Source organism: Bradyrhizobium sp. WSM4872 (assembly GCF_055811715.1).
The window spans coordinates 107,736-132,337 of record NZ_JBVVPT010000016.1 but is presented as its reverse complement, the minus strand read 5'-3'; the positions used below and the strand labels follow the sequence as shown (position 1 = coordinate 132,337).

The 24,602-nt window shown below is 64.5% G+C and carries 23 protein-coding genes; 16 read left to right on the top strand and 7 right to left on the bottom strand.

Features of this window, described 5'->3' with window-relative positions; genetic code table 11:
- Positions 1–15: 15 nt before the first annotated feature.
- Complete coding sequence (locus AC0L3C_RS21725; protein ID WP_354204657.1) at positions 16–1,350, bottom strand: dicarboxylate/amino acid:cation symporter; 1,335 nt, start codon at positions 1,348–1,350, stop codon at positions 16–18.
- Between the two features lie 125 nt (positions 1,351–1,475).
- Here AC0L3C_RS21725 and AC0L3C_RS21720 point away from each other — a divergent pair, with 125 nt between their 5' ends.
- From AC0L3C_RS21720 to AC0L3C_RS21670, 11 genes are all read left to right on the top strand, one after another.
- Entirely contained in the window at positions 1,476–2,795 is a 1,320-nt protein-coding gene (locus AC0L3C_RS21720; RefSeq protein WP_473408929.1) for a solute carrier family 23 protein, read from the top strand.
- Between the two features lie 74 nt (positions 2,796–2,869).
- On the top strand, positions 2,870–3,706 hold the full coding sequence (locus AC0L3C_RS21715; RefSeq protein ID WP_473265491.1) for an SDR family oxidoreductase: 837 nt from the start codon (positions 2,870–2,872) through the stop codon (positions 3,704–3,706).
- A gap of 52 nt (positions 3,707–3,758) precedes the next feature.
- Complete coding sequence (locus AC0L3C_RS21710) at positions 3,759–4,565, top strand: NAD-dependent protein deacetylase (RefSeq protein ID WP_473265489.1); 807 nt, start codon at positions 3,759–3,761, stop codon at positions 4,563–4,565.
- A gap of 140 nt (positions 4,566–4,705) precedes the next feature.
- A complete protein-coding gene (locus AC0L3C_RS21705; protein WP_473408928.1) occupies positions 4,706–6,790 on the top strand; it encodes a hydantoinase/oxoprolinase family protein in 2,085 nt (694 codons plus the stop codon).
- A gap of 2 nt (positions 6,791–6,792) precedes the next feature.
- Positions 6,793–8,451 (top strand): hydantoinase B/oxoprolinase family protein, encoded by a 1,659-nt coding sequence (locus AC0L3C_RS21700; RefSeq protein WP_473408927.1) that lies wholly within the window; start codon positions 6,793–6,795, stop codon positions 8,449–8,451.
- Positions 8,452–8,490: 39 nt separating this feature from the next.
- Entirely contained in the window at positions 8,491–9,489 is a 999-nt protein-coding gene (locus AC0L3C_RS21695) for a TRAP transporter substrate-binding protein (RefSeq protein ID WP_473408926.1), read from the top strand.
- A gap of 4 nt (positions 9,490–9,493) precedes the next feature.
- Positions 9,494–10,087, top strand: coding sequence for a TRAP transporter small permease subunit (locus AC0L3C_RS21690; RefSeq protein WP_473281039.1), 594 nt, complete (start codon positions 9,494–9,496; stop codon positions 10,085–10,087).
- Positions 10,088–10,118: 31 nt separating this feature from the next.
- Positions 10,119–11,423 carry a TRAP transporter large permease gene (locus tag AC0L3C_RS21685; RefSeq protein ID WP_473265478.1) on the top strand — a complete coding sequence of 435 codons (1,305 nt, stop codon included), beginning with the start codon at positions 10,119–10,121 and terminating at the stop codon, positions 11,421–11,423.
- A 357-nt stretch (positions 11,424–11,780) separates the two neighbouring features.
- Positions 11,781–13,499: an outer membrane protein assembly factor BamB family protein gene (locus tag AC0L3C_RS21680; RefSeq protein WP_473265476.1), complete on the top strand. Its 1,719-nt coding sequence runs from the start codon at positions 11,781–11,783 to the stop codon at positions 13,497–13,499.
- Between the two features lie 62 nt (positions 13,500–13,561).
- Positions 13,562–13,954 carry a c-type cytochrome gene (locus AC0L3C_RS21675; protein ID WP_473265474.1) on the top strand — a complete coding sequence of 131 codons (393 nt, stop codon included), beginning with the start codon at positions 13,562–13,564 and terminating at the stop codon, positions 13,952–13,954.
- A 34-nt stretch (positions 13,955–13,988) separates the two neighbouring features.
- Complete coding sequence (locus AC0L3C_RS21670) at positions 13,989–14,756, top strand: substrate-binding periplasmic protein (RefSeq protein WP_473408925.1); 768 nt, start codon at positions 13,989–13,991, stop codon at positions 14,754–14,756.
- 85 nt (positions 14,757–14,841) lie between these two features.
- Here AC0L3C_RS21670 and AC0L3C_RS21665 read toward each other — a convergent pair whose 3' ends face one another.
- The gene (locus tag AC0L3C_RS21665; protein ID WP_473265468.1) at positions 14,842–15,486 is read right to left on the bottom strand and encodes a glutathione binding-like protein; all 645 of its coding nucleotides are present in this window, start codon (positions 15,484–15,486) and stop codon (positions 14,842–14,844) included.
- 116 nt (positions 15,487–15,602) lie between these two features.
- On the opposite strand from AC0L3C_RS21665, the gene AC0L3C_RS21660 reads away from it, so the two are divergent.
- Positions 15,603–16,247 (top strand): TetR/AcrR family transcriptional regulator, encoded by a 645-nt coding sequence (locus AC0L3C_RS21660; RefSeq protein WP_473265466.1) that lies wholly within the window; start codon positions 15,603–15,605, stop codon positions 16,245–16,247.
- 163 nt (positions 16,248–16,410) lie between these two features.
- Here the strand turns inward: AC0L3C_RS21660 and AC0L3C_RS21655 are convergent, their stop codons facing one another.
- Complete coding sequence (locus AC0L3C_RS21655) at positions 16,411–18,378, bottom strand: methyl-accepting chemotaxis protein (protein WP_473408924.1); 1,968 nt, start codon at positions 18,376–18,378, stop codon at positions 16,411–16,413.
- A 118-nt stretch (positions 18,379–18,496) separates the two neighbouring features.
- Complete coding sequence (locus tag AC0L3C_RS21650) at positions 18,497–19,462, bottom strand: 2-hydroxyacid dehydrogenase (RefSeq protein WP_473408923.1); 966 nt, start codon at positions 19,460–19,462, stop codon at positions 18,497–18,499.
- A gap of 144 nt (positions 19,463–19,606) precedes the next feature.
- On the opposite strand from AC0L3C_RS21650, the gene AC0L3C_RS21645 reads away from it, so the two are divergent.
- From AC0L3C_RS21645 to AC0L3C_RS21630, 4 genes are all read left to right on the top strand, one after another.
- Positions 19,607–19,975, top strand: coding sequence for a YciI family protein (locus AC0L3C_RS21645; RefSeq protein ID WP_027570323.1), 369 nt, complete (start codon positions 19,607–19,609; stop codon positions 19,973–19,975).
- Positions 19,972–21,288: an RNA polymerase sigma factor gene (locus tag AC0L3C_RS21640; protein ID WP_473265459.1), complete on the top strand. Its 1,317-nt coding sequence runs from the start codon at positions 19,972–19,974 to the stop codon at positions 21,286–21,288. The genes AC0L3C_RS21645 and AC0L3C_RS21640 overlap by 4 nt, the downstream gene beginning before the upstream one ends.
- 94 nt (positions 21,289–21,382) lie before the next feature.
- Positions 21,383–21,919 (top strand): K(+)-transporting ATPase subunit F, encoded by a 537-nt coding sequence (gene kdpF, locus AC0L3C_RS21635; RefSeq protein ID WP_473265458.1) that lies wholly within the window; start codon positions 21,383–21,385, stop codon positions 21,917–21,919.
- A gap of 38 nt (positions 21,920–21,957) precedes the next feature.
- Complete coding sequence (locus AC0L3C_RS21630; protein WP_473408922.1) at positions 21,958–22,371, top strand: VOC family protein; 414 nt, start codon at positions 21,958–21,960, stop codon at positions 22,369–22,371.
- A 106-nt stretch (positions 22,372–22,477) separates the two neighbouring features.
- Here the strand turns inward: AC0L3C_RS21630 and AC0L3C_RS21625 are convergent, their stop codons facing one another.
- From AC0L3C_RS21625 to AC0L3C_RS21615, 3 genes are all read right to left on the bottom strand, one after another.
- On the bottom strand, positions 22,478–22,831 hold the full coding sequence (locus AC0L3C_RS21625; protein ID WP_473265453.1) for a hypothetical protein: 354 nt from the start codon (positions 22,829–22,831) through the stop codon (positions 22,478–22,480).
- 432 nt (positions 22,832–23,263) lie between these two features.
- Entirely contained in the window at positions 23,264–23,701 is a 438-nt protein-coding gene (locus tag AC0L3C_RS21620) for a hypothetical protein (protein WP_473265451.1), read from the bottom strand.
- Between the two features lie 82 nt (positions 23,702–23,783).
- The gene (locus AC0L3C_RS21615; protein ID WP_473265448.1) at positions 23,784–24,572 is read right to left on the bottom strand and encodes an SDR family NAD(P)-dependent oxidoreductase; all 789 of its coding nucleotides are present in this window, start codon (positions 24,570–24,572) and stop codon (positions 23,784–23,786) included.
- Positions 24,573–24,602 lie beyond the last annotated feature (30 nt).

Genomic DNA, 24,602 nt, shown 5'->3' with positions numbered 1-24,602 from the left:
AAACCCGCGCGCGGCCTAGGAGGCGGCGCTGCCGCCCGGTTCAAGCGCCTCACCCATCTCCAGCGGATGGGCCATGGTCTCGTGCAGCGCATCACGGTCGAGCTCGCCTTCGGAGATGCTGATGACGACGCAGGCGACGCCGTTACCGATCAGATTGGTCAGCGCGCGGCACTCGCTCATGAACTTGTCGATGCCGACCAGGATCGCGATCGACTGGATCGGGATGTCGGGCACGATCGAGAGCGTAGCCGCGAGCGTGATGAAGCCTGCCCCGGTCACGCCCGAGGCGCCCTTTGAGGTGATCATGGCGATGCCCAAAATGCCGAGCTCCTGCCAGATGGTCAGATGGGTATTGGTCGCCTGCGCCAGGAATAGCGTCGCCAGCGTCATGTAGATGTTGGTGCCGTCGAGGTTGAAGCTGTAACCGGTTGGAATGACGAGGCCGACCACCGAGCGCGAAGCGCCGAGATGCTCCATCTTCTGGATCATCTGCGGCAGCACCGTTTCGGACGACGAGGTGCCGAGCACGATCAGCAGCTCGTCCTTGATGTAGGCGATGAAACGCAGGATCGAGAAGCCGGCGAGCCGCGCGATTGCGCCGAGCACGACCACAACGAACAGGATGCTGGTGAGATAGAACGTGCCGATCAGGGCTGCGAGGTTGAGCAGCGAACCGAGGCCGTAAGCCCCGACGGTAAAGGCCATTGCGCCGAACGCCCCGATCGGCGCGACGCGCACGATGATGCGAATGATGCCGAAGAACATCTTTGCGGCCTTGTCGATCGCCTCCGCAATGGGCTCGCCGGCCTTGCCGAGAAAGGCAATGGCGAAGCCCGACAGGATCGAGATCAGCAGCACCTGCAACAGATCGCCGCGTGCGATGGCGCCAAGATAGCTGTCGGGGATGATCGCCATCAGATGGGCGACGATGCCTTCTTCCTTGGCCTTGGTGACGTAGGTCGCCACCGATTTCGGGTCGATCGTGGCGGGATCGATGTTGAAGCCGTGTCCGGGCTGGAGCACCTCGCCGACCAGCAGGCCAACCGCGAGCGCCACGGTCGAGACCGTCTCGAAATAGATCAGCGACTTCAGCCCGACCCGGCCGACGCGCTTGAGGTCGCCCATCGAGGAGATGCCGTGCACCACCGTGCAGAAGATCACCGGCGCGATCATCATCTTGATCAGCGCGATGAAGCCGTCACCGAGCGGCTTCAGGGCCTTGCCGAGATCGGGATAGAAATAGCCGACGAGCACCCCGAGCGCGATCGCGATCAGCACCTGGATGTAGAGGATCTTGTACCAGGGCTGGTGCCGGCGGTGGATGGCTGGCTGGATCGCAATCTGTGTCATAGAATAGGCCCCGGAACGTATTGATCTTGTTTGATTTGCATCATGTGATGGCCGCCGCAGAAGCGACAATCACATTTTTGTCTGTTCGCACGAAGATCGGTCGCTGCACCGCAACTGGGGGGAATATGCCGATTGCAACGGACTCAGATGAGCGAGCGCAAGGCTATTTCCCGCGTTGGACTCTGAAGTCCTCCGGCGTGATCATGCCCGAGGAGCGGCTGCCGCTTGGCCAGACCGTGGTCTCCGGTCTCCAGCATTGCGTCGCAATGTCAGGCTCGACGATCATCGCGCCGCTGCTGATGGGGTTCGATCCCAATGTTGCGGTGCTGTTTTCCGGCATCGGCACGCTGATCTTCTTCGTCGTCGTCGCGGGGCGCGTGCCGAGCTATCTCGGCTCGAGCTTCGCGTTCATCGCGGTCGTCATCGCCGCCACCGGCTATGCCGGGCACGGGCCGAACCCGAACCTGTCGGTTGCGCTTGGCGGGATCGTCGGAGCGGGCGTCCTCTACGGCATGATCGCGCTGATCGTGATGTGGTCGGGGGTTGGCTGGGTCGAGAGGCTGTTGCCGCCGGTCGTCACCGGCGCGGTGGTCGCCGCGATCGGCCTCAACCTTGCACCGGTGGCGGTGAAGGCCGTGAGCGCCAATGCGTTCGACACAGGAATCGGGCTCGCGACCGTTCTGATCATCGGCGTGGTTGCCGTTGGCGCACCTGGCTTGTGGCGCCGCCTGCCGATCATTCTCGGCGCGATCGGCGGATATCTTTTGTACCTGCTGTTCGCGAACGGCCTCGGCTTCGGCAAGCCGATCGACTTCACGCAAGTTTCAGCTGCGCCGTGGATCGGCCTGCCGAACTTCACCACGCCGACCTTCCAGACCGATGCGATCTTCTTGATCGCGCCCGTTGCGATCATCCTCGTCGCCGAGAACCTCGGTCACATCAAGGCGGTCGGCGCCATGACGGGCCGGAGCCTCGATGACTATCTCGGCCGCGCCTTGCTCGCCGACAGCCTCGCGACCATCGTGGCGGCCTGCGGCGGCGGCACCGGCGTCACCACCTACGCGGAGAACATCGGCGTCATGGCGGCGACGAAGGTCTATTCGACCTTGCTGTTTGCCTTCGCGGCCCTGGTGTCGATCGTGCTCGGCTTCTCGCCGAAATTCGGCGCGCTGGTCCTGTCGATCCCGGGTCCCGTCATCGGTGGGCTCTCGATCGTGCTGTTCGGATTGATCGCCGCGATGGCCGGCCGGATCTGGGTCGAGAACAAGGTCGACTTCTCAAGTCCGGCAAACCTGATCACCGTCGCCGTGGCGCTGACCGCAGGCGCCGGCGACCTCACACTCAAATTCGGCGCCTTCACGATCGGCGGGATCGGCACCGCAACCTTTGGCGCCATCATCCTGTACCAGATCCTGACTTCGCGACTGGCTCGCCGCCAAGGGTGAATCCCAGTGCTGCGCGGGGGGATGGAACAAAACGCCGGTTCCCTCCATGTTGATGTGTCCCCCGGAGAAGAACGATGCCACATACTGACCGCTCGACCACCTTTTCCTCGCGCCTCGTCGGCCAATACGCGTTGGTGACCGGCGCCTCCCAAGGCATCGGGCGCGCCGTGGCAATCAGGCTCGCGCAGGAAGGTGCGTCCGTCGCCATCAACTATGTCGATCATCCCGAAAAGGCGGAGGAGGTGCTCGCCCTGGCGCGTACGGCATCGAGCGATCGCGGCCATGGCAAGCTCGATCACACCATCGTCAAGGCCGACGTCAGCAGCGAGCAGGACGTCGCTGCAATGTTCGAGACGATCCTGGCGCGCTGGAAGCGCCTCGACTGCCTGGTCAACAATGCGGGCTTCCAGCGGGAATCGCCGAGCGAGGCGCTCGACATCGACACCTATCGCCGCATCATCGACGTCAATCTCAACGGCGCCGTGCTCTGCGCGCAGAAGGCGCTTGCCCATTTCGTCGCGCGCGGCGGAGGCGGCAGCATCATCAATTGCTCCAGCGTGCACCAGATCATCCCGAAACCGGGCTACCTCGCTTATTCCATCAGCAAGGGCGGCATGGCCAATCTGACGCGTACGCTGGCGCTGGAATTTGCCGGCCGTGGCATTCGCGTCAATGCGGTCGGCCCCGGTGCGATCGACACGCCGATCAACGCGGCGTGGACCGGCGATCCGGAAAAGCGCGGCGTGGTCACCAGCCACATTCCGCTCGGCCGCGTCGGCACGCCGGAAGAAATCGCCGCCGTGTTCGCCTTCCTCGCCTCGGATGAGGCCAGTTACATCACCGGGCAAACCGTCTATGCCTGCGGAGGCCTGACGCTGTTTCCCGAGTTTCGCGAGAACTGGGCGAGCTAGCGGGCTTCCTTGCCATCTGGCAAAACCGAGCGCAGCAGACTACATCTGCGCCATGGAAAAAGCTCCGCTCGAAGACTTCGTCCACCGGCACGAAAATCTGTTCGTGCTGACCGGCGCCGGCTGTAGCACCAATTCGGGCATTCCCGATTATCGCGACAGACATGGTAACTGGAAGCGGACCCAGCCGGTGAACTTCCAGGCTTTCATGTCGGAAGAGCATACGCGTCGGCGCTATTGGGCGCGCAGCCTGATCGGCTGGCGGCGGTTCGGCCAGGCCAGGCCGAACGATGCGCATCACGCGCTTGCCCGGCTCGAGGCTAGCGGGCGTTGCGAGATGCTGCTGACCCAGAACGTCGACCGGCTGCATCAATCCGCCGGCCACCGCCAGGTGATCGACCTGCACGGCCGGCTGGACCTCGTCCGCTGCATGGGCTGCGGAGCGAAGACGCCGCGCAACGAATTCCAGGACAGGCTCGGCCGCGCCAATGCAGCATGGCTCACGCTCGATGCCGCGGATGCGCCGGACGGCGACGCCGATCTCGAGCACGCCGACTTTTCGTCGTTCAAGGTGCCGCCTTGCGAAGCCTGCGGCGGCATCCTCAAGCCTGATGTGGTGTTCTTCGGCGAGAACGTCCCGCGCGACGTGGTCGCAACCGCGCAGGATCATCTGGCGCAGGCCGACGCCATGCTCATCGTCGGCTCGTCACTGATGGTCTATTCCGGCTTCCGCTTCGTGCAGGCTGCCGCGCAACGGCAAATCCCGATCGCTGCGGTCAATCTGGGACGCACCCGCGCCGATGATCTCCTCGCGCTGAAGGTCGAGGAGCGCTGCGAAGCGGCGCTTGCATTCCTGCTCTGATCGCGCGGGCTGCGAACACGCCTTGCCTATTGCATGGGTGCCAAGCAGAATAGCTGGATGCAGCATGTTTCTGTCGTCCATGGCATGGAAATTGCTGCGCTTTTGTCCTCAGTCTTGACGATCAGCACGGAGAATTTGGAATGCTTGAGGGAGCCGAGGTGCGGCTTGCCGTCGATATCGGTGGTACGTTCACCGACATCGTGCTGGACGTGGGGCAGGATCGCAAGACGCGCAAATTGCTGACGACGCCGCAGCGTCCCGAACAGGCGGTGCTCGATGGCATGCGGCTCATTCTCGCTGATGCGCGCGCCCACATCAGCGACATCGACGTCTTCATTCACGGCACGACGCTCGCGACCAATGCCATCATCGAGCGTCGCGGCGCCAGGACGGCGCTGATCGCGACCGACGGCTTTCGCGACGTGCTCGATATCGGAACCGAGAGCCGCTACGACCAGTATGACCTCAGCATCGACAAGCCGAAGCCGCTGGCACCGCGATCCCTGCGCTTCACCGTGCCCGAGCGTATCGACGCCCACGGTGCCGTCCGCCTCTCGCTGGACGAAGCGGCGGTGCGAGCGCTCGCGCCAAGATTGCGCGCGCTGAATGTCGAGAGCGTCGCGATCGCTTTCCTGCACTCCTACGCCAATCCCGAGCACGAGCGCCGCGCGGCCGCGATCATCAGCGAGGAGATGCCCGGTATTTCCGTGACCGTATCTTCCGCGGTGTGCCCGGAGATCCGCGAATATGAGCGGACATCGACGGCGGTGGCCAACGCCTATGTGCAACCGCTGATCGACGGTTATCTCGCCCGCATGTCCGACGCCTTGCAGGTCGAGCAGTACCGCGGCGCGATCTATCTCGTCACCTCCGGCGGCGGTGTCACCTCGATCGAGACGGCGCGGCGCTTTCCGGTGCGTCTCGTCGAATCCGGTCCTGCCGGCGGCGCCATTTTCGCGGCGCAGATCGCGGCGCGTCTCGGCGAGAGCAAGGTGCTGTCCTTCGACATGGGCGGCACAACGGCAAAGATCTGCCTGATTGAAAAATACCAGCCCGAGACCTCGCGCGTGTTCGAGGTCGATCGCGCAGCGCGCTTCCTGAAAGGTTCGGGTCTGCCGGTGCGGATTCCCGTGATCGAGATGGTCGAGATCGGCGCCGGCGGCGGCTCGATCGCCCATGTCGATGCGATGAAGCGCGTCACGGTCGGCCCCGAGAGTGCCTCGTCGGAGCCCGGGCCCGCCTGCTACGGCCGTGGCGGCCTGCGCCCGGCCGTGACGGATGCCGACGTTGCGCTCGGCATGATCGATCCCGACGATTTCGCGGGTGGAACGATCAAGCTCGACCCTGAGCTCTCGAAGCAGGCGCTGCTGCGCAGTGTCGGCGAGCCGCTGGGTCTGTCGGCCGAGACTGCAGCCTATGCCGTGCACGAGGTGGTCTGCGAGAACATGGCGAGTGCGGCGCGCGTGCATGCGGTCGAGCGCGGCGAGATTGTCGGTCAGCATACGCTGATCGCCTTCGGCGGCGCGGCACCGCTGCATGCAGCGCGCGTCGCCGAGAAGATCGGTGTCTCCCGCGTGATCGTCCCTTCCAATGCCGGGGTGGGCTCGGCTGTGGGCTTCCTTGCGGCTCCGATCGCCTACGAGCTGGTGCGCAGCCGTCATGTCAGGCTCGACGATTCCGACACCGAAGGTGTTTCCGACCTGCTCCAGGAAATGGTGACCGAAGCGCGCGCACTGGTCGAGACGGGTGCGGCCGGTGCGCCGGTGCGCGAGCGCCGCGCCGCCTTCATGCGCTATGTCGGCCAGGGCCATGAGATCTCGATCGAGTTGCCGAACCGCCGGCTGGCGACGGCCGATCTGGCCGGCCTGCGCCAGAAGTTCGAGGCGGATTATGCGGCGATGTTCGAGCGGTCGATCCCGGGTGCGGCGATCGAGGTGTTGAGCTGGTCGGTGCTGGCGACGACCGAGGCGCGCAATCCGGCTCCGGTCGCGGCCGTTACGCGCAAGCCAGCCGGGAAGGCGACCGGCAGCCGCAAGTTCTTCGACGGCCGGGCGGGGGAGGTGATCGAAATCCCTCTCTACCGCCGCGAGGACATGGCGCCGGGCGCGACGATTGCAGGTCCCGCCGTGATCGCGGAGGACGAGACCTCGACGTTCGTCTCCAACAGTTTTGACGCGCATATCGACGGTGCCGGCAGCATCGTCATGGAACGGAAGGCGGCCTGATCATGAGCAAGGCAAGCGGCGCGAGCCTGATCGACCTTCAGATCATGTGGCACCGGCTGATCGCCGTGGTCGAGGAGCAGGCGCAGGTGCTGCTCCGCACCGCTTTTAGCCCGATCGTGCGCGAATGCGGCGACCTCTCGGCCGGCGTGTTCGACCTCAAGGGACGGATGCTGGCGCAGGCGGTGACCGGCACGCCCGGCCACGTCAATTCGATGGCGGAATCTGTCAAGCACTTCATCGCTCACTTTCCGATCGAGACGATGAAGGAGGGCGACGCCTACATCACCAACGATCCCTGGATGGGCACCGGCCATCTCAACGATTTCGTCGTCACTACGCCCTGTTTCAAGGGCGGCAAGCCGGTGGCGCTGTTCTCCTGCACCAGCCATCTCATGGACATCGGCGGCATCGGCTTCGGACCCGACGCCACCGACGTGTTCATGGAGGGGCTCTACATCCCCATGCTGAAGCTGATCGACCAGGGTGTCGTCAACGAGACGCTGATGGCGATGATCCGCACCAACACGCGGCTGCCGATCGACACCGAGGGCGACACCTACTCGCTCGCCGGCTGCAACGACGTCGGCTGCGAGCGCCTGGTCGAGATGATGACCGAGTTCGGCATCGACTCGCTCGATGCGCTCGGCGACTACATTTGCGACCGCTCGCGCGAGGCCGTTCTGGCCGAGATCGCCAAGCTGCCGAAGGGCACCTGGCGCAACACCATGGTGGTCGATGGCTATGACGCGCCGGTGACGCTCGAGGCGACCCTGACGATCTCGGACGAAGGCATCCACGTCGACTTCGACGGCACCTCGGCCGCGTCGCGATTCGGCATCAACGTGCCTCTGTCCTACACCATCGCCTACACGGTGTTCGGTCTCGGTTGCGTCGTCGCCTCGCAGATCCCGAACAATGCCGGCTCGCTCTCGCCGCTGACGGTGTCGGCTCCCCCGGGCGCGATCCTCAATGCGCCGAAGCCGGCGCCGGTCGCCTCGCGTCACATCATCGGCCAGATGCTGCCCGACGTCGTGTTCGGCTGCCTGCGCCAGATCATTCCCGAGCGCGTGCCCGCCGAAGGCACATCGTGCCTGTGGAATCTCAACGTGCGCGGACAGACCCGCTCGGGCGCCGGCGGCAATTACGGATTCTCGATGGCGGTGACCTCCAATGGCGGCACCGGCGCGCGCTTCGCGAAGGACGGGCTATCGGCGACCGCCTATCCCAGCGGCGTGCGCGGCACGCCGGTCGAGATCGCGGAGACACAGACGCCGCTGATCTTCTGGCGCAAGGAGCTGCGTCCGGATTCCGGCGGGGCAGGGCGCACCCGCGGCGGCCTCGGCCAGATCATCGAGGTCGGCAGCGGCGTCGACGCGCCGTTCGACATCCTGGCGGCGTTCGACCGCATCGATCATCCGCCACGCGGCCGCGATGGCGGCAAAAACGGCGAGGCCGGCTATGTCGGCCTGAAGTCCGGCAAGAAGCTGCGTGGAAAAGGCTTTCAGCAGGTGCCGCCGGACGACCGGCTGGTGGTGCTGACACCAGGCGGCGCCGGCATCGGCGATCCCCGGGAGCGCGCGCCGACAGCCGTCAACGACGATATCGAAAGCGGCCTGGTGTCGGCCGACAACGCGGTTGCAGTTTATGGGCATACGCGATGACGCTTCAGGCGTCGTGCGCGTAGCAAACGGAGGGGCTCAATGATCACGCGACGGAATTTTACAGCGGGCGCAGCGACGCTGCTCGCGGCCGGCCACATCTCGACCCGTGCGCAAGCGGCGACGGTGAGCTGGGACATGTCGACGGTATGGCCTGACGGCAATTTCCACACCCAGAACGCGTTTGCCTTCGCGGAGGAGGTGAAGAAGCAGAGCGGCGGCTCGGTCGCGATCACCGTGAAGGCCGGTGGCCAGCTCGGCTTCAAGGGCCCCGAGCATCTGCGCGCCGTGCGCGACGGCCTGGTGCCGCTCGCCGACGTCCTCAATATCCAGCAGGTCGGCGACGAGCCCTTCATGGGCGTCGAGAGCATTCCCTTTCTCTGCGGCTCGATGGACGAATTGAAGGTGCTGCACAAATACGTGCGGCCCGAATACGAGAAGGTCGCCGCGCGCAACAACCAGAAGATCCTCTACATCGTGCCCTGGCCGACCCAATATCTGCACCTTAAGGTCAAGGTCGCCGATGTCGACGGGTTGAAGAACATCAAGATCCGCGTGCCCGACAAGAACGCCGTCGACATGCTGGCCGTGGTCGGCATGGCGCCGGTGATGATTCCCTGGGGCGAGACCATCCCGGCGCTGGCCTCGGGCGCGGTCGCCGGCGTATCCACCTCGGCGGTGTCGGGCGTCGACGGCAAATTCTGGGAATTCCTGAAATACATCTACCCGACCAACCACGTCTGGTCGTCGCAGATGCTCACCGTCAACCTCGATTCCTGGAAGGCGCTGAGCGCCGATCAGCAACAGCTCGTCGCCGGTATCGCCGCGAAGATGGAGCCTGGCTTCTGGGCGAACTCGCTGAAGGCGGACGTCGACAGCCTCAACCGGCTCAAGGAAGGCGGCATGGAGGTGGTGCCGGTCTCGGAGGCCATGATCACGGACATTCGCGTCAAGACCGCGCCGCAGCTTGACGCTTTCGTCAAGCGCGTGCCGGCGGCCGACAAGCCGGTGCGGGCCTATCTCGCCGAGATGAAGCGCTGAGCCCATGGTCAGCGTTTCGCCCGCGGATCCGCAGAGTCTCAACGCAGCGGCGCCGGCGCCGCTGCGCATCCTGCTCGACGGCATCGACCGTCTTGGCAGGCTGGACGGCTGGATCGGCGGCGGCTGCCTCTTGATGCTGACGCTGCTGATGCTGTGCGAGGTCGCAACGCGCTTCCTCTCGAACTTCCTGCCGTTCTTTCCGCCGACGATCTCGATCGCGTGGGAGTATTCCTCCTATCTGATGGCCGCGTCCTTCACCTTCGGCGCCGCCATGACCCTGCGCGTCGGCGGCCATATCCGTGTCGTGCTGCTGCTGAAGAACGTTCCGGCGCTCTTTCAGCGCGCGATCGAAATCCTGTCGGCCGCCGCGGGCTTCGCCTTCATGGCCTTCCTGACCTCGTCGATGGCGAAGTTCGCTTTCGGCGCCTATGTGCGCGGCCAGGTTTCGACCTCGAGCGACACCCCGCTGTGGTTTCCGCAGGCCGTCGTCACCTTCGGCATGCTGCTGCTGACGCTCCAGTTCCTGGCGCGCGCGATCCAGGCCGTGCTCGGCCTGCCGCTGGAGGATCACCGCATGAAGGCTTCGCCCGTCGAATGATCGCCTTGCTCGCAATCGGATTCACGACCGCATGACCATCGAAGTCGTCGCTCTCTTCGCGATCCTGTTTGCGCTTCTGGCATGCGGCGTATGGATCGGCCTGACGCTTGCGCTCACCGCGACGCTGCTGCTGGCGATGTTCCGCTCGATCCCGCTCGACAAGCTGCTGCCGCAATATGCCTGGAACATCCTGACCACGCAGGAACTGCTGGCGCTGCCGCTGTTCATCCTGATGGGCGAGCTGCTGTTTCGCACCCGTCTGTCACGTTCGCTCTTCCAGGGGCTGGCGCCCTGGGCGGGGCTTCTGCCGGGTCGCCTTCTGCATGTGAACGTGATCGGCTGCACCATCTTCGCGGCGATCTCCGGCTCGTCGGCCGCGACGACTCAGGTGATCGGCCGCATGTCGCTGAACGAGCTCACACGCCGGGGCTATTCCCGGGACATCGCGATTGGCTCGCTCGCCGGCGCCGGCACGCTCGGCTTCCTGATTCCGCCGTCCAACATCATGATCATCTACGGTGTGCTCGGCGATGTCTCGATCCTGAAACTGTTCACGGCCGGGGTGCTGCCCGGACTACTGCTGGCCGCCACCTTCATGGGGTGGGTGATGCTGCACACGACCCTCAACCCGAGCATGGTGCCGGAGACGGAAGCCAAACTCTCGCAGGTGCCGTGGCGCGAACGTTTTGCGGCGCTGAAGGACCTCGCGCCGGCGCTGTTCCTGATCGCCTGCGTGCTCGGCTCCATGTATGGCGGGCTGGCGACGCCGTCGGAGGCCGCCGCGGTCGGCGTGCTCGGCGCGGCGCTGGTCGCCTGGGCGCAGGGCTCGATGTCGCAGCAGGTGATCCGCGACGTGCTGATCGGCTCGGTCGTGACCTGCTCGATGATCGCGCTGATCGTGCTCGGCGCCTCGATCCTGGGCAACGCCGCGGCCTTCCTGGGCATCCCGCAGGCCGTCGCCGCCTTCGTGAAGGGCTTGGGATTATCGCCCTTCATGCTGATCGTGGTGCTGATTATCTTTTATCTGATCCTCGGCTGCTTCCTCGATGGCTTCTCGATGATCGTGATGACGCTGCCCATCGTGCTGCCGATCGTGAAGGGCGCCGGCTTCGACGAGATCTGGTTCGGCATCTTCCTCGTGCTCGCGGTCGAGATGGCGCAAATCACCCCGCCGGTCGGCTTCAATCTGTTCGTGATCCAGGGCTTGACAGACGATGGCCTCGGCTACATCGCGCGCGTCACGATGCCTTATCTGCTCATCATGGTCGGCTTCGTGCTGCTACTGACGCTCTGGCCCGGCATCGTCACGATCCTCCCGCGCGTGCTGTACGGGTAAATCCTTCCTCGAGCCTTGGCGCTATCGCGTCCGCCCGCAGCAGTCTGAGACTGCGAGGCCAAACGAACCGGACAGCGCAACTGACGTTTGTGATCCGCGCCGCGCGTGAAATTCGCGCCGTGCGCGTGTTCCGTCTTTGCGCTCCTCATCATCCGGCGTACGCTGCCGGAGCGAGGATAAGCACAACTGCAACCAATCCAGAGAACGTAGCACCTTTTGGCGATGTCCGCCGAGAGCGATCGAGAGCCGTTGGCGGCTCGTCTGCAATGGAGAAGAACCGACAGATAGCGGACTGCAACATCCCTCGCGGCGGCGTCTGTGAGACGCAAGTTAAACAACATAAAGCGGGAGGAACGGATGAAGAAGCGTTGGTGTAAGTCTGGCCTACCTCTTATTGCCGGCGCGACGCTGGTGGTGTCGTCGGCCTTGGCCCAGTCCGTGGATACTGCGCGGATCGAAAACGGCGGTCAGAACGATTGGCTGACCTACCACGGTTCATACAAATCCTATCACTACAGTCCGCTGGCGCAGATCAATGCAAACAATATCGGCAATCTGAACGTTGCCTGGACCCACATTCCAGGGCGCTCGACCCGCGGCCTGCAATCGATGCCGCTCGCGGCGGATGGCGTGCTCTATTACTCGGGTTCTTACAGCCGGGTTTTTGCGCTCAACGGCGCGACAGGCGAGGTGATCTGGTCCCATTTTCCGGAGCTGGACGAGGCCCTGATCTCCCGTCAGACCCATTCCCCCTACAATCGCGGCGTAGCGCTCGGCGAGGGCAAGGTTTTCGTCGGCACCATGGATGGCAGGGTTCTTGGCCTGGACATGAAGTCGGGGAAGGTCCTCTGGGAAACCAGGCTGATCGACTCGCAGAAGCTCACGGTCGGTTTCACCGGTGCACCGCTTTACGCGAAGGGCACGGTGATCATCGGAGCGCAAGGCGGTGAATGGCCGGGCCGCGGCCCGATCTTCGGCCTGGATGCCACCACCGGGAAGAAGAAGTGGGAGTTCTTGACCGTCGCCGGCACCGACGAGGCCATGAAGACGTGGGGAAACGATTCCTGGCGCACGGGCGGTGGCGGTGGCTGGATGCCGGGCACTTACGATTCCGAGACCAACACGATCCTGTGGGGCACCGCAAACCCGGCGCCGCTCTACGATTGGTCGGGCGCCGATTACAAGACGCAAGGCGCGCGTCCCGGCGACAATCTCTACACGAGTTCGGTGATCGGTCTCGACGTCGATACCGGCAGGCTGAAATTCCATCATCAGGAATTGCCGCACGATGCCTGGGACTTCGACAGCGCGGTCGGCGAGTTTGTGATGCTCGAACGTGACGGTCAGAAGTTCGTGGTTCACCCGAACAAGGGCGGTTTCGTCTTCGTCTATGACCGCAATCTCGCCGTGAAGAATGTCTGGCGGCTCGTTGAGAACATCAATTTCGTCAAGGATATCGATCCCAAGACCGGTGCCTTGATCGGCCGTCGCGACTTCAGCGCCGGGAAGGTCACCGAACCGCCGCTGTGCCCCTTCATCGGCGGCGGCGTCAGCTGGAACGCCGGCTCCTACAACCCGAAGACCGGCCTGTACTACAAGATCGGCCAGGAATGGTGCATGACGCTCGACGTCCAGAAGACGACGCCGGTCACAGCGCCTCAGGTCCAGCTCAACATCGGCGCCGATTTCAAGATGGTACCCCCTCCGGGCGGAGAGATTTATGGACATCTCGATGCGCGCGACCCCATCACCGGCGCCAAGAAGTGGGAGGTTCGCTATCCCGAGCCGCCGCTCGGAAGCGTGCTGTCGACTGCGGGCAATCTCGTATTCGTGCCGGACTCCCGCGGCATCCTTCATGCCTACGATGCCGAAACCGGGGCGGAGCTATGGAGTCACAACAACGGCACCGGCCACCAGGGCGGCATCGTCAGCTATTCCGTCAATGGCAAGCAGTACATTGCCGTGGCCGCCGGCTTTGGCGGCATGCTGGCGGACGAATACGCGCCAAACTTCGGCGGCGTCTACAAGAGCATGCCGCGTGATGACGGGGCACTCGTCGTCTTCAGCTTGAAATAGATCATCGCAGATTGCCGGGAAGCAGGCGCAAGCTTGCTTCCCGTGCATTGGAAGTTCCGGGCGTGCTTCAGGACATCGTGCTTCAGGATATGGAGCTGGATACCTTGAACTTGCATTTGAAGAAGATCGCCGCGCTCTTGTCGGCGGCGCTGGGCGCCTCGTCGCTGTATGCCGCACCGGTTCAGGCGCAGTCTGCCACTCCCGTACCCGACAACGGGACGTTCGACGTCGAGCAGTTATTCGCAGGGACTTGCGGCTTTTGTCACTCCGCTGGCGGCCGGGCCGCCGGCAAAGGACCGCAACTGATGAATTCGCCGCGCGACGACGAGTATCTGCACAGCCGCATCAAGAACGGCAAGTCTGGTGCGATGCCGGCATTCGGCGGGGCCTTCACCGACGCGCAGATCGACCAGATCGTCAAATATATCCGCGCCCTGAAGCCGCGCGAGGGCTGAATCGACCAGGCCGATGTCGACACGAGGACCCGGAATGAAGGCAGTTCTCCCGCTGGTGGTCGGCGCCGTGATCGGATTGCTGAATCCTGCGAAGGGGCGGACCCTGGACGCAATCCGCGCATCCGGTGTGCTCGGATTATGCGCCCATCCGAACTCGCTTCCGTTCGCAAGCAAGGCCGCCGATCCTCCCGGCTTTCAGATCGAATTGGGCGACGCGCTGGCACGCGAGCTCGGGGTGTCGCTGCGTCTCGACTGGATCATCACCCAGTACCAGATGCGGAGCGCCGGATGCGACATTGTTCTGGATGTCATCGCCGACCGCGAAGCGCAGGGCGAAACCCGCTTGAGAATCTCGAAACCGTATTATCGCACGGGCGTCGCACTCGCCGTTCCCTCATCCAGCGCACTCGCCTCATTCCAGAGCCTCAACGAGCATACCAAGGTTGGCGTGCAGGTCGGATCCGTCGCTGCCATGATCATCAGTCAACGGCACGTCCCGACCTCGACTTTCGGCTTCGAGAGCGACAGCCTCGATGCCTTGTCAAACCATGAGATCGATGCCGCTGCGGTCACACCCACTGCGGCGAGTTATTTCAATCTGACGCATCCGGACAAGGCATTTCGTATCCTGGATCGCGACGAGTCCGTAGCCGATCTCAACTGGAACGTCGCGGTCGGCATGGTCCGTCCGGATGATGCATTGCGCGACACCATCGATGGAGCGGTTGAACGGCTGCGAAACGACGGCACGATCGATCGGATATACGGCCGCTACGGGGTCGTACTGCAGACACCGAAATAGCCACGGGTTCCGGGCGCGGTCAGTCGCGCTGTTTAACCTGTCGTCCCGGCCGTATTGGCCGGAACGACGATCGTTTCGAATGCCGCTACGCCGCGGCCTTCTTCCGCGCCTGCTCGGCCTTGTACAGCTCGAACTCTTCCGCGATCGCCTTGGCGATCGACGGCCGTTGGCGCAGGCGTTCGTAATAGGCCTTCACGTTCGGCCATTTGGCGAGCTCGATGGGCGGGGTCGCCATGGTCCAATTGATGACCGTGACGAGATAGGCGTCGGCGACGCTGAAATGGTCGAGCAGGAAGTCGCGCCCCTTCAGGTAATTGTCGAGATAGTCCAGCCGCGACAGGTTCTTCTCCAGCGCATAGGCTTTCGTCTCCTGCGGCGCCTTGCGGTCGAGCACCGGGATGAACAGGCCCTTGTGTAGCTCGGTGCCGATGAAGCAGAGCCATTGATGCAGCCGCGTGCGATCGATCCCCGCTGCGGCGCCGAGGCCCGATTGCGGGAAGCGGTCGGCGATATATTGCAGGATCGCGGCGTTCTCGGTCAGGACCACGCCCTCATCGGTCCGCAGTGTCGGCACCAGGCCGATCGGGTTCACGGTTCGGAAGTCAGTGCCGTCGCTCAGCACGGTCTTGGTCGGCGGATCAACTTCGAGATAATTGGCTTCGGCGCCGGCTTCGTACAGCGCCACGCGGCTCGCCATTGAACAGGCGAGCGGCGAGAAATAAAGATCCATCTTGAGCCTCCTTGGGCAATTCCTCGATGTGACTTTTGGAGTGTCGCTCAACCTGGCCAGATTGATTTTTGTACTGTCTTGCATATTATGGGAAGGGTCAAGGATTAAATTGCGAGATGGTACAAAAATCGAAGCCACCAACTGCTGCCAGTGAACCCAAGCGCCGGGGCCGTCCGCGCGCCTATGAACCCGAGGTCGCGCTTGGCAAGGCGCTCGACCTGTTCCGCACGCAGGGCTTCGCGGCGACCTCGCTCGACGATCTCAGCGAAGCCACCGGCATGAATCGCCCGAGCCTCTACGGTGCCTTCGGCGACAAGCGCGAGCTCTACATCAAGAGTTATCAGCGCTACCGCGAGGACGCGCGCGCATCGATGGTGGAGATCTTTCGCCAGGAGATGCCCGTGCGCCAGCGGCTGGAGCGTATCTTCGCCTCCGCGCTGAACATCTATCTCTCGGGCGAGACCGGCCCGCGCGGCTGCTTCACCGTGGTCACGGCGGCCTCCGAGGCGGTCGGCGATCCCGACATCCGGGCGATGGTGCTCGATGGCCTCAACGAGCTCGACAAGGCATTTGCGAGTTGCTTCCGCCGCGCCAAGGAGAAAGGCGAGTTGCCCGACAGCGCCGATCCCGCCGTGCTGGCGCAGCTCGCATCCGCAACCGTGCACTCAATTGCCATCCGCTCCCGCGCGCGTGTGTCGCGGAAGGAGCTCGAGGCGATCGTGAAGGGGGCGATCGACGTGATGGTGGGAGGAAAGAGCTAGGCGGTTGCGTGGCGCGAGCCAACGTCGTCCTGGCGAAAGCCAGGACCCATAGCCACCGAACTTGGTTTGGCGAAGATTCGGAGTTGCCGCCGTCGCGCCGCAGCTCCTCCCTGGGATAATGGGTCCTGGCTTTCGCCAGGACGACACTGAGTTTATAGCCCGCCTACGCCGCGCGAATATGCGCAAGGAAGCGATCCACCTCGTCGCGCAGCCGCTGCGATTGCTTTGATAGCTCGATCGCCGAGCCCAGCACCTCCTCCGCCGCTGTTCCCGTCGCGGCGATGCCGGCGGTGACGCCTGCGATGTTTTGCGAGACCTCGCCGGTGCGGGCGGCCGCCTGCTGGACGTTCTGCGCGATCTCCTGCGTCGCGGTGCCCTGCTGGCCGACGGCGGCGGCAATCGCGGCGGAGATCTCATCGACCTCCTGGATCGTGGCGCAGATCGAATGGATGCCGTCCACTGCGCCGGTGGTCTCGCCTTGGACCGCCGTCACCTGCGCGCCGATCTCCTCGGTCGCCTTGGCGGTCTGGGTTGCCAGCGCCTTCACCTCGGAGGCGACCACCGCAAAGCCGCGGCCGGCTTCGCCCGCGCGCGCCGCCTCGATCGTCGCGTTGAGTGCCAGCAGATTGGTTTGCTCGGCAATGCCGCTGATGAAGGAGACGACGTCGCCGATCTTTTGCGCGGCGTCGGCCAGACTCTGCACGCGCTCATTCGACCGTCGCCCGTCGCTGGCAGCTTTGCCGACCACCGCAGTCGCGTGCGCAAGGCGCCGGCTGATCTCTGTCATCGACGACGACAGCTCTTCCGCGGCGGCGGCAACCGTCTGCACATTCTCCGAGGCGAGCGCCGAGGCCGACGACACCGTGCCGGTCTGCTGCCGTGATCGCTCGACGATATCAGACATCGAGCGCGCCGTGTTCTCCATCTCGACCGCGGCCGAGGAGACCGTGGTGACGACGTCGCGGATGCTGGCTTCGAAATTGTCGGCGAGCGCGGCGAACGCGCGCCGTTTCTCCGCTTCGGATTGCGCCTTAGTGTCGGCCTGTTCGGTCTGGAGCCGGTTGAAGTTGACGGCGTTGTCGCGGAACACCGCGACCGCCTTGACCATCGCGCCGACCTCGTCATTCGCCTTGCTGACGGGAACCGCGACATCGAGGTGTCCGTCGGCCAGCTCGCGCATCACGCTCGTGATGGAGATGATCGGACGCGAGATGCTGCGGGCGATGAGATAGCCGACGATGGCGGCGAGCACGAGCCCGAGCGCGGCGATGCCGAATGCCAGCAGCCAGGCACGGTCGGCGGAGGCCACATAGTCGGCATTGTCCATCACCAGCTCGACCGCGCCGAGCGGCTTGCCGGAAAAATCCCTGATCGGTCCGAGCAGCGCGGCCACCGGCGTGGTGTCGAGCTTGGCCTGTCGGACCGTGAAGTCGCCGCCGGCGGCGCGGCCGTAATCGGCCGCATCGAAGAAGCTCTTGCCCTTCAGCGTGCCGCCGAACAGCTTGAAGCCGCCGCCGTCCGCGAGATGGAAGGCGATGTCGACATGGCGGTTGGTCTTGAAGTCGTCCAGGAAGGACTGGCCGAAGGTCAGGCCAAACTCCACTGAGCCGAGATGCTTGCCGCCTTGCGCGATCGGCACCACGCCGCGGATGCCGAGCCCGGCCAGGCCGCCCTCGAGGCCAACCACGACCTTGTGCTCCTGGTTGGCCATGATCACGGTTTTGCGGAAGCCCGAGAGGTCGTCGCCAAATTTGGCAGGCTGGTGCACGCGCAAAAACGAGGTCGCGGGCGCCACGTGGAACTGGAACTGTTCGACGCCGTACTCCGATTTGGTCGCGGCAAACACCGGCCCGAACAGGCTGACCAGGGTATTGCGATCCTGCTTGGCCATCGCGTCCTGCGTCGCCGGAATCGCGGCCACGACGGCGCTCATGGCGGCGGCGCGCTGGGATTCCTCGGCGATGCGCGACTGGAGCGCATCGTAGTGACTGCGAAGCTCGCGCTGGTCGGCCCGGTCGATGATGCCGGAAATGATCCACATCGCCCCGAGCACGGCGAACAGGGCGGTCGCCGCCGCGGTCACCGCCAGCGCAACCGTGATCCGCATCCTGAGGCCGAGGTTCGCCCGCATGTCCGACTCGTTCGTTGAGCGTTGATTAACAACGCCTATCAACTTCTCGCTAAGAGAGGGTGAACGGGATACCGGCCCGCGATCAGTGATTTTACGGGCCCGGGTGGCTCGTGAGGTCTCAATACCCCCGCGTCCGGTCCACCACGTTCTCCAGCACACCACCCGCCTCGAACCGCGCGATCTGCTCGGCGACATAGGCCGAGATCGCATCGGCGTCGGTGTCGGCAGCGTTGTGGGGCGTCAGCAACACCTTGGGATGGGTCCAGAACCGGCTGTCCTTCGGCTGCGGCTCCTGCACGAAGACGTCGAGCGAGGCGGCCCCCAGCGTGCCGTCGTCGAGGCAGGCCAGGATGTCAACTTCGTTCTGAAGGCCGCCGCGGCCGGCGTTGATCAGCACGGGCGCACCGAGCGGGCTCTTGCGGTTGAGCTTGGTGAAGACGTCGCGGTTGAGAATGCCGTGTGTATCAGGCGTCAGCGGCAACAGGCTGACGAGGATATCGGTCGTGCGCAGGAATGCGTCGATCTGCCCGGCGCCATGGAAACATTCGACACCTGCGATGGTACGCGGGCTGCGGCTCCAGCCGGCGACACGGAAACCAAGCCGCCGCAGCACATCGGCCGCATCAGCGCCGAGCGTGCCCAGTCCCATGACACCGACCGTGACGGCGCTCGCCGGCCATTGATATGTCGGCTCCCAGCGCTTCTCGCGCTGCGACTGGCGCAGATAAAGCTCCTGGCGGTGGTGCATCAGCACATGTAGCACGACATATTCGGTCATGCGGTTGGTGAGGTCGGGCACGGCGACGCGCACCAGCGGCACGTCGGGCAGGCTCTTGTCCGCCATCAGCGCATCGACGCCGGCGCCGAGATTGAAGATCGCGCGCAGATTGGGGAATGAACCGAGGTCGCCCGGCACCGGCTTCCACACCGCGGCATAGTGCACCTCGGCCGGATCGAGCCCGGCATCGGGCAGCAGCACGACGCGGCGGCCGCCGCAGACCGCGTCGAACCGGGCCTTCCAGCGCTCCGGCAGCCAGTTTTGCTGCGTGCTGTTGATCAGGACGGCCAGTGTGCCCACGGTCATTCGAAGTGCCTCTTTAGGTTCCGCTTTTGAAGGCCCTCCTTGGCACGATCTGCCGGATTTTTCTTGCAGTTTTTTTCCGCAGCCATGTCGGGGCAAGGCATACTGGATCGTCTTCAAAACAAGCGCTCAGAGAAGGTACTGCCCATGCTTTATGCGATCCTTTGCTATCACGACGAGGACTTCGTCGGCTCCTGGAGCAAGGACCAGGACGAGGCCGTGATGAAGAAGCTCGCCGTGGTGCAGGAAGGTCTCGCGAAGCAGGGCAGGCTCGGCCCGGTGGCGCGGCTGCTGCCGACCACTGCGGCAGCGACGCTGCGCAAGGAGGACCCGCCGCTGGTGCTGGACGGCCCCTACGCGGAGACCAAGGAGCAGTTGCTCGGCTTCTACATCGTCGATTGCAAGAACCTCGACGAGGCGCTCGACGTTGCGCGTGACCTCGGATCGGCCAATCCCGGCGGCGCCTATGAGGTGCGCCCCGTCGGCGTGTTCAGGCCCGGAGGAAATCTGACGTGAGCGAGGCCGATACCGCCTGGATCGAGACCGCGCTGACCTCGGCGCGCCCCCAGGCGGTCGGCGCGCTGCTGCGCTATTTCCGCGATCTCGACACCGCCGAGGAGGCATTCCAGAACGCCTGCCTGCGCGCGCTGAAGACCTGGCCGCAGAACGGACCGCCGCGCGATCCCGCGGCCTGGCTGATCATGGTCGGCCGCAACGTTGCGATCGACGAGGTGCGCCGCACCCGCAAGCAGCAGCCGCTGCCGGAGGACGACCAGGCGATCTCCGATCTCGACGACGCCGAGGGCGCGCTCGCCGAGCGGCTCGACGGCTCGCACTACCGCGACGACATTTTGCGGCTGATGTTCATCTGCTGCCATCCAGGGCTGCCGGCGACGCAGCAGATCGCGCTGGCGCTCCGTATCGTCTGCGGCCTGACGGTGAAGCAGATCGCGCGCGCCTTCCTGGTGTCGGAAGCGGCGATGGAGCAGCGCATCACGCGTGCCAAGGCCAAGGTCGCGGAGGCCGGGACGCCGTTTGAAACGCCGGGCGCGGTCGAACGCTCGGAGCGGCTCGCCGGTGTTGCCGCGATGATCTATCTGATCTTCAACGAGGGCTATTCGGCGAGCGGCGACACCGCCGAAATCAGAAAGCCACTGTGCGAGGAAGCGATCCGGCTGGCGCGGTTGCTGCTGCGGCTGTTCCAGAGCGAGCCGGAGATCATGGGGCTCACGGCGCTGATCTTGTTGCAGCATGCGCGCAGTGCCTCGCGCTTTGCCGCGGATGGCTCGCTGATCCTGCTGGACGACCAGGATCGTTCGTTGTGGAACGGCACCATGATCGCGGAAGGCCTCGCGCTGATCGACAAGGCGATACGCCATCGCCGCAGCGGGCCCTACCAGATCCAGGCCGCGATTGCCGCGCTGCATGCCCGCGCGTCCACGCCCGCGGAGACCGACTGGGCGCAGATCGACCTGCTCTATGGTGCGCTGGAGGTGGTTCAGCCCTCGCCGGTGGTGACGCTCAACCGCGCGGTCGCGGTTTCCAAGGTGCGCGGACCGCAAGCCGCGCTCGACCTGATCGAGCCGCTGGCGCCAAAGCTTGCCAACTACTTCCATTTCTATGGCGTGCGCGGCGCCTTCCTGATGCAGCTCGGCCGCAACGACGAAGCCCGCATCGCCTTCGACCGCGCCATCGCCCTCGCCAACACTTCCGCAGAAGCTGCTCACATCCGCATGCATCTCGATCGCCTGATCCGGGACAGCCAGGCCAAGGGCGCAAATGGCGGCGCCAGGCAAGACGCCAAGGTCGAAGGCGCCAAGGTGACGTAGGGAGCGCCTGCTTCAGGGCCAGCAAAATTTCCGCTTCGCCTTGTCGGGCCCGGTCCCCTCCCTTCGTCCTAGGAGCGTATCCAGGGAGCCATTCATGCTGAGAGCCATTGCCGTCATCGCCGTCGTGCTCGCTGTCGGACTCGCGGGTGTCCTCGTCTTCGCATTGACGAAGCCCGACACATTCCGCGTCGAGCGCAGCCTCGCCGTGAAGGCGCCCGCCGATGCGATCTATCCGCTGGTCGCGGATTTCCATCGCTGGACAGCCTGGTCCCCCTACGAGAGCCGCGATCCCGCGATGAAGCGCTCCTTCGGCGGAACTGCGCCGGGCAAGGGTGCGACCTATGCCTGGGACGGCAACAACAATGTCGGCGCCGGCCATATGGAGGTCCTCGAGGCGAGTGCGCCGTCGAAACTCCGCATCAAGCTCGATTTCGAGCGGCCTTTCGAAGGCCACAACACCGCCGAGTTCACCTTTGTGCCGCAAGGCGATGCCACACTTGTCACGTGGGCGATGTCCGGTCCGGCCCCGTTCCTGTCCAAGATCATGCAGGTGTTCATCAACATGGACAGCATGATCGGCAAGGATTTTGAGGCGGGCCTGGCCAGCCTGAAGAAGCTCACCGAGAAGTAGCGCCATCACCCCGAACGAAAGCAAAACGGAGAGAAACGATGCTCAATGCCTATCTGTTCTATCAGGACACCTGCGAAGCGGCATTCAATTATTACGCCAAGGTCTTGGGCGGCAAGATCGATGCGATGATGCGCGCCTCGGATGCGCCGCCGGAGGTGCCCGCCACGCCTGGCCGCGAGAAGATCATCATGCATGCGCGGATGTCGCTGCCCGACGGCAGCGTGCTGATGGCCTCCGACGCACCAGGCGAGCATTTTCACAAGCCGCAGGGCTTCTCGATCTCGCTCACGGTCGCGGACCCGGCAGAGGGCGAACGCAAGTTCAACGCGCTCGCCGACGGCGGCAGCGTTACCATGCCCTTCAGCAAGACGTTCTGGGCCAAGGGTTTTGGCATGTGCGTCGACAAGTTCGGCATTCCCTGGATGGTGAACTGCCCGGCCGAGGGAATGTGACAGGCGCGATCACCTGACGCGCCAGGCGGCGATCCCCCCTCCCCGACGATGCGGAGAGGGGCGCGCATGAGACGTTGCGCCATGTGCCGATCGACCGCGCGCCCTCTCAGCGGATCGATCCGGTCGCGTCATTGCTCGGTGGTTGGGAGGAGGGAACGCAGCGCGGACAGATCACGAGCTTCGTCCCGAGCTGCCTGTCATTCTCCGCTTCGATTTCGTCATGGATTGCCCACCACGCAGCGGAGTACGGGCGCAAGGTGCCGAGGACTCTCTCCCGCTCCCGATTCGGATCACTCGCCGCGGGAGTTTGGGTCGCCACACGACGCTTGATGACGGAGGGACGGTTCGGATCCTGACCGATGCCGTCCCATGCGATCGGACGGCGTTCCTGCGCAGGCGCAACCACGCATCCCATGAGCGTTGCGCAAAAAGTGAGCAAGACGAAGCCGTGTCGCATCATGCCGGACCCTGGGTGTGTATGCGACGCGCGAAGTCCGCATGCCGAAGCTTGCGACGCACCGCTCAAATGGAACCTAAGGAAAACGCCTGGCCGACACGGCGGAATATGGATTTTGCTGTCGCACCACATTGCGAGAGCAGTGAGGCCGCTTCGTGAAATGATGCGGACCGCAGCGCACAACAACTGGCGCAATATTAGGCTGTGAACTCCGGGGCAGAATCGTTATTTATTTCGTCATAAATTCTAAAAACTGGGGCGGGCGGACTTGGAAGGGGAGCGACCGATGGCGGCGGCGCTGCAGATCAACTTTGCACTTTGGGGTATGCTCATCTGCGCGAGCATGGAATTGACCGAGTTGATCCAGAGTTTCTATTAGACCTCAAGAAGCATGTGACCGGCGCGATTTAGCGGGCGCTTGCGTTCGCCTGATCATCACCGGCAGCGCGGATAGATCGCGGCGAGGTCGCGTCCCTTCAGCAGAAGCAACCGCGACGAGAGGCCGCCGCGGCGGCTGATCCAGTCGCGCACCGGGCCGGGATAGGCCGCAAGCACCGCATCGGATGCTTCCGGCTCGGCGTAGAAGCGTCCGCGCCGATCGACCGAGCGCGCCGCATGAAAGCCGAGCACGGCGCGCTTGGTGACGCAAATCCGCTCTCCCGGCACGATGCTCAGCACCAGCGTGCAGGCGGACAGGCAGGGACCATCGATCACCACGCGCTCGCCGCTCTCGCGCACCTTCTCGAACAAATCGAGGAACGGCCCGACCTGTCCACCGGGCGACTGGATGATGCGGATTTCGGCCAGGGCAGGCGTGGCGGCGAACAGCGCGGATGCGAGCATCAAGGCCCTGAGGAAGGTGACGCGCCGCATGAAGCCTCCGCGAATTCGAGTCCGTAGGACAGGCCGACGAGAAGAGATTGGTGACGCTTCGCAAATCCAACCTGCGCCGTGCCTACCCGTTCCTCCGCTCGCCGCGCAGCGTCGGCAGGCCGATGCCCGCCGCATCGAAGCCGCCATCGACGGCCAAAATTTGTCCGGTGATGTAGCTCGATCGTTCCGAGCACAGGAAGTAGATGGCTTCGGCGAGTTCCTCTTCCAGGCCGTAGCGGTTGAGCGGGATGGCGTCGTGATAGTCGGCGCGGATCTCCCTGGTGTGCACCTGCTTCGCCATCGCGGTGTCAACGGGCCCCGGCGCGACCGCGTTGACGCGGATGCTGAGGGACGCGAGCTCGACCGCGAGCTGCTTGGTAAGGTGCGCGAGGCCCGCCTTGCTGGTGCCGTAGGCCGAGCGTAGCGTCGAGGCGCGCACCGCCGAGATCGAGGTGATGTTGACGATGGCGCCGCCATTGCCGTCGCGCATCAGCGGCACCGCCGCCTTGGTGCAGAGGAACGGGCCGGTGAGGTTGACCTCGAGCACGCGCCGCCAATCGGTCTCCGACGTCTCCATCAGCGGCGCGAACACGGCAATGCCGGCATTGTTGACGAGCGCGTCGAGCCGGCCAAACCGCCGTTCGACCGTCGTCATCGCGGCGGCAACCGCGGCGGCGTCCGAGACGTCGCAAGTCAACGCCAGCGTGGCCTCGTCCCGGCCGATCTCGGCGACCGCGCGGCCGAGCAGCTCGCCCTCGATGTCGAGCAACGCCACCCGCCAGCCCTCGTTCAAAAACTTCTTCGCGGTCGCAAGCCCGATGCCGCGCGCGGCTCCGGTGACGAGGGCGATTTTCTGCGGGGAGGCGGTCATAGCTTATCCGTGGTTCGGGAAATTGAGGCG